Source organism: Yoonia sp. (genome assembly GCF_030731595.1).
Taxonomy (GTDB): Bacteria; Pseudomonadota; Alphaproteobacteria; order Rhodobacterales; family Rhodobacteraceae; genus Yoonia.
In genome coordinates this window covers 1-4,482 of sequence record NZ_JANQTS010000056.1, presented here as the reverse complement: position 1 = coordinate 4,482, position 4,482 = coordinate 1, and the positions used below count along the sequence as shown (strand labels likewise).

The 4,482-nt window shown below is 56.4% G+C and carries 7 protein-coding genes; all 7 read right to left on the bottom strand.

Annotation, left to right across the window (positions count from 1 at the left end):
* Positions 1-10 precede the first annotated feature (10 nt).
* Positions 11-400: a 30S ribosomal protein S11 gene (gene rpsK / locus NWQ23_RS05685; protein WP_019953332.1), complete on the bottom strand. Its 390-nt coding sequence runs from the start codon at positions 398-400 to the stop codon at positions 11-13.
* A gap of 14 nt (positions 401-414) precedes the next feature.
* Complete coding sequence (gene rpsM, locus NWQ23_RS05680) at positions 415-783, bottom strand: 30S ribosomal protein S13 (RefSeq protein WP_306165286.1); 369 nt, start codon at positions 781-783, stop codon at positions 415-417.
* 221 nt (positions 784-1,004) lie between these two features.
* The gene (locus NWQ23_RS05675; protein ID WP_306165285.1) at positions 1,005-1,658 is read right to left on the bottom strand and encodes an adenylate kinase; all 654 of its coding nucleotides are present in this window, start codon (positions 1,656-1,658) and stop codon (positions 1,005-1,007) included.
* Positions 1,655-3,016: a preprotein translocase subunit SecY gene (gene secY / locus NWQ23_RS05670; protein ID WP_306165284.1), complete on the bottom strand. Its 1,362-nt coding sequence runs from the start codon at positions 3,014-3,016 to the stop codon at positions 1,655-1,657. Before secY ends, NWQ23_RS05675 begins: the two co-directional genes overlap by 4 nt.
* Before the next feature lie 105 nt (positions 3,017-3,121).
* Complete coding sequence (rplO, locus tag NWQ23_RS05665; RefSeq protein WP_306165283.1) at positions 3,122-3,595, bottom strand: 50S ribosomal protein L15; 474 nt, start codon at positions 3,593-3,595, stop codon at positions 3,122-3,124.
* A 276-nt stretch (positions 3,596-3,871) separates the two neighbouring features.
* Complete coding sequence (locus NWQ23_RS05660; protein WP_306165282.1) at positions 3,872-4,105, bottom strand: DUF1127 domain-containing protein; 234 nt, start codon at positions 4,103-4,105, stop codon at positions 3,872-3,874.
* Between the two features lie 225 nt (positions 4,106-4,330).
* Positions 4,331-4,480, bottom strand: a complete 150-nt coding sequence (gene rpmD, locus NWQ23_RS05655) for a 50S ribosomal protein L30 (RefSeq protein WP_306165287.1) — start codon at positions 4,478-4,480, stop codon at positions 4,331-4,333.
* Between the last annotated feature and the right edge of the window lie 2 nt (positions 4,481-4,482).

Genomic DNA, 4,482 nt, shown 5'->3' with positions numbered 1-4,482 from the left:
TTGGGTGTAATTAGACGCGGCGGCGCTTTGGTGGGCGGCAGCCGTTGTGTGCCATCGGGGTCACGTCACGGATCGATGTGATGTTGAAACCAACAGCGGCCAAAGCGCGCAATGCGCTTTCACGGCCGGAACCGGGGCCCTGCACTTCGACTTCGAGCGTTTTCACGCCGTGGTCTTGTGCTTTCTTGCCCGCATCCTCAGCCGCCATCTGCGCTGCATAAGGTGTCGACTTACGCGACCCTTTGAAGCCCATAGTGCCTGCGGATGACCATGCAATGGCGTTGCCCTGCACGTCCGAGATCAGAATTTTTGTGTTGTTGAAAGAAGAGTTCACGTGAGCAACGCCAGCGGCGATGTTCTTGGAGACCTTCTTTTTGGTGCGTTTGGTATCGCGTGCCATCTGTCAGACCTCCCTTATTTCTTCTTACCGGCAATGGCCTTTGCAGGGCCCTTGCGTGTACGTGCGTTTGTCGAGGTACGCTGACCACGAACTGGCAGGTTACGACGGTGACGCAGGCCACGGTAGCAACCAAGGTCCATCAGACGCTTGATGTTCATCTGTGTTTCACGACGCAGGTCACCTTCAACAGTCAGGTTTGCGTCGATATATTCACGGATCGACAGAACCTCTGCATCAGACAGCTGGTTCACGCGACGTGCGCGGTCGATGCCGACCGCTTCGCAGATTTCTTCAGATTTGGCAGGGCCAATTCCGGTGATGTAGGTGAGGGCGATTGGAACCCGCTTTGCAGTCGGGATGTTTACGCCGGCAATACGTGCCACGTGTGCAATTCCTTTTCGTTGCGGGTCCGTCATTCCAGACCCTTTTTTCACAACGGAAGCCCGGACCTTTGAGGCGCCGGGCTGCGTCATATCTAGGTGCTCTGTGATGTCTGGGCGCGACCCTTGACCACAAATTGATTCCCTTGCGGGATGGCGCTGTTTAGGGGGCATTTCCCATAGGGTCAAGACGCACCGGCAACGACAAAGTATTTTCCGAAAACCTATTCGTTTTGGCGCAATGCCGAAGCGATACTGGTGGCAACGTCGTCCATGCTCGCCAGGCCATCGACTGACACCAGATCGCCTTTGGCATAGTAGTAACCGACCAGCGGGCTGGTCTGCTTATAATAGGCCATCAAACGTGTCCGCAGGCTGTCTGCGTTGTCATCTGCGCGGCGCTGGAAGTCAGATGCCCCGCAGTTGGTGCATTTTCCATCCGCTGGGATCGGCTTTGTGTTGTCGTTGTAGACTTCACCACAGGCGCCACAGGTCGATCGTGCTGTGATGCGTCCTACAAGGGCCTCATCATCAACCTGCATCTCGATGACGCAGTCCAGGTTTTCACCCATATCGACCAGCAACCGGCCAAGCGCATCCGCTTGCGCCAAAGTGCGGGGGAAGCCGTCAAAGATATAGCCACCGCCAGCCTTGTCGCTTTCCAACTGTTCGCGGATCAGACCAATCACGATCTCGTCTGTCACCAGATCACCGCGATCCATGACAGCCGCCACTTTCTGGCCCATCTCTGTCCCGCTTGTGCGTGCAGCGCGGAGCATATCACCAGTGCTCAACTGCACCATGTTACGCTCTTCCACCAGCTTGCGTGCTTGTGTGCCCTTACCCGCCCCCGGCGGTCCCAGCAGTATGATATTCATCGACGCGACGGCCCTTTACGTTTACTTGCACTCCGCTTGCCCCGCAATTGAGACTTCTCGATCAAGCCTTCGTATTGGTGCGCTACCAGATGAGACTGGATTTGCTGGATCGTGTCCATACCCACAGATACAATAATCAGGATAGATGTGCCCCCGAAGTAGAACGGAATGGCAAGCTCGGCGCGAATGATCTCTGGCAGGAGTGCAACCAAAGCGAGATAGCCGGAACCTAGGACCAGAATGCGGGTCACAACGTAGTCAAGATATTCTTCGGTCTTCTTGCCGGGGCGAATACCAGGAACAAAGCCGTTCTGGTTTTTCAGGTTCTCTGCCACATCCTCGGTCTTGAATGCGACCTCACGGGTGTAGAAGTAGGTAAAGAAGACGATCATGCCACCGAAGAACAACAGATAAAGCGGCTGCCCTGGACCAAAGAGCGCCAGAATGGTCGACATGATCGGACCGGACGAACCACCGTTGAAGGTACTGATCGTCGTCGGCAGCAGCAGCAAGGCCGAAGCAAAGATCGCAGGAATAACACCAGCTGGGTTTACCTTGATCGGCAGGTGGCTGCTTGAGCCGTCATAGATCTTCATGCCGCGCTGCTGGCGGGGGTACTGGATATGGATCTTGCGCAGACTGCGCTCCATGAAAACCACAAATGTCAGGACGACGGCCAGCATGATGATGATACCGATCACCACCAGCGGACTGATCGCGCCCGAGCGGCCCTGCGACAGAAACTGTGCCAATGCCGCCGGAATTTCGGCGATGATGCCGACGAAGATGATCAATGAGATACCGTTGCCGATGCCGCGTGCGGTAATCTGCTCGCCCAGCCACATCAGGAACATGGTGCCACCAACGATTGTGATGACAGTCGATGCCTGGAAGAACAGGCCGGGATCGGCAGCAAGTCCACCGGCTTCAAGGCTGATGGCAAGGCCGTAAGCCTGTGCTGTGGCCAGCACCACTGTGAAATAGCGGGTATACTGGTTCAGTTTGCGACGGCCCGCTTCACCCTCTTTCTTGAGGTTCTTGAGCGGCTCCCACATGGACCCCAAAAGCTGCATGACGATGGATGCGGAAATGTAGGGCATGATCCCGAGGGTAAAGATCGCCATCCGCGACAGGGCACCACCGGTAAACATCGACAGGATCCCGCCGATCCCGGCTTGGGCGTCTTCCATGAATTGCTGCAGCGCGATGCCGTCAATGCCCGGAACCGGGATGAACGTGCCAAGGCGGTAGATGATCAGCAAGCCAAGCGTGAATAGGATGCGCTGGCGCAGTTCAGTTGCTTTGCCGAAGGCGCTCCAACTGACGTTGGCTGCCATTTGCTCTGCTGCAGAAGCCATATGGGTCTCTTTTCATGCGTAAACGCCGCTGCGCGGTTCCCCGGTCAGCGGCGTTTGGGAAAACTTGAAAGCTATGTAAGCGACGGCTGCGCCGCTCACAAGGTCTTACTCAGCCGCTGCCGGTGTTGTGACGGTAAGTGAGCCGCCAGCCTTGGCAACCGCTTCAACCGCACCCTTGGAAGCGCCTGTGACAGTGATGTTCGCCTTGGCTTTGAAATCGCCCTTGGCCAGCACACGGATTCCGTCCTTCTTGCGACGGACCAGACCGGATGCGATCAATGCGTCTTCGGTGATGTCGGCTTTGACGTCGATCTTGCCTTCGTCGATGAATTTCTGGATCAGGCCAAGGTTGATCACAGAGAATGCCTTGCGGTTCGGCTTGTTGAAGCCACGCTTTGGCAGACGCTGGTAGAGTGGCATCTGGCCGCCCTCATAGCCTTTGATGGCTACGCCGGAACGTGATTTCTGACCTTTGATACCACGGCCACCGGTCTTACCCATGCCGGAACCCGGACCACGGCCAATACGCTTTTTGCCTTTGGTGGCGCCTGGGTTGTCGGAAAGTTCATTCAGTTTCATGTCGCTTCTCCTTTTGCCGGAATTGGCCCCCAGCGACGGGAGCGGCCAAACACGGCGTTACATCTGAGTCGGGGGCGGATGCCTGCCGACTGCTGGCGTATAGACGGGGGGATGGGGGGCGTCAAGAATGGGATGATGTGTTTCCCGAAGCGATCAAGAGGCAAGAACCAATGCTCGCTTCACAGGCCACCATCTTCTTGCATGACGCCCCGCAGTTCCCTGCGAGGCGCCTTCATTTCAAACTGTATGATGGATCTTGATCCACCATACCTTGCGTTACTCCTGCACTTTTCCGTATGCCGCCTCGCGGGCCAGATCGTCGATCAAAAGACGGTTGGTCCCGATATCGGCCAGATCCCGGTCGGTCATACGGCTCAACTGGCCTTTGACCTCGTCGTAAACTGCCCTGCGCGCGCGGGCCTCTTTGAAGGCTGCCAGTTTCGTAGAAGCAAACGAAGACAGGCGGGCTCCCATCTGGACGGGAGAGATTGAAGTGGCGATGAATGACATGGCTTTGGTCCCTCTTTGCTTGGTTAGGCACCGCTCTAGCGGCGCATCTCTTGAACAAGAGTTAGGGCGCTAACATTTATTGTGCAACCGCAGCATTTGAAATGCTGCTATGCAGCAACGACATGCCACATATCTATTCTGCACAAAAAAGAAGCCCCCGGTTTCCCGAGGGCTTCAATCCAGTCGTACCGTAGGTCGGGGCCTGCCCCGACACCACGTAAACGCTTATCCGCGCTCTTCGATGATCTCGACGAGGTGAGGAATGCTGTTGACCATACCACGGACGGAAGGTGTATCTTCCAGCTCTTTGGTACGGTGCATCTTGTTCAGGCCCAGACCGATCAGCGTTGCACGCTGCTTTTCGGGGCGGCGGATCG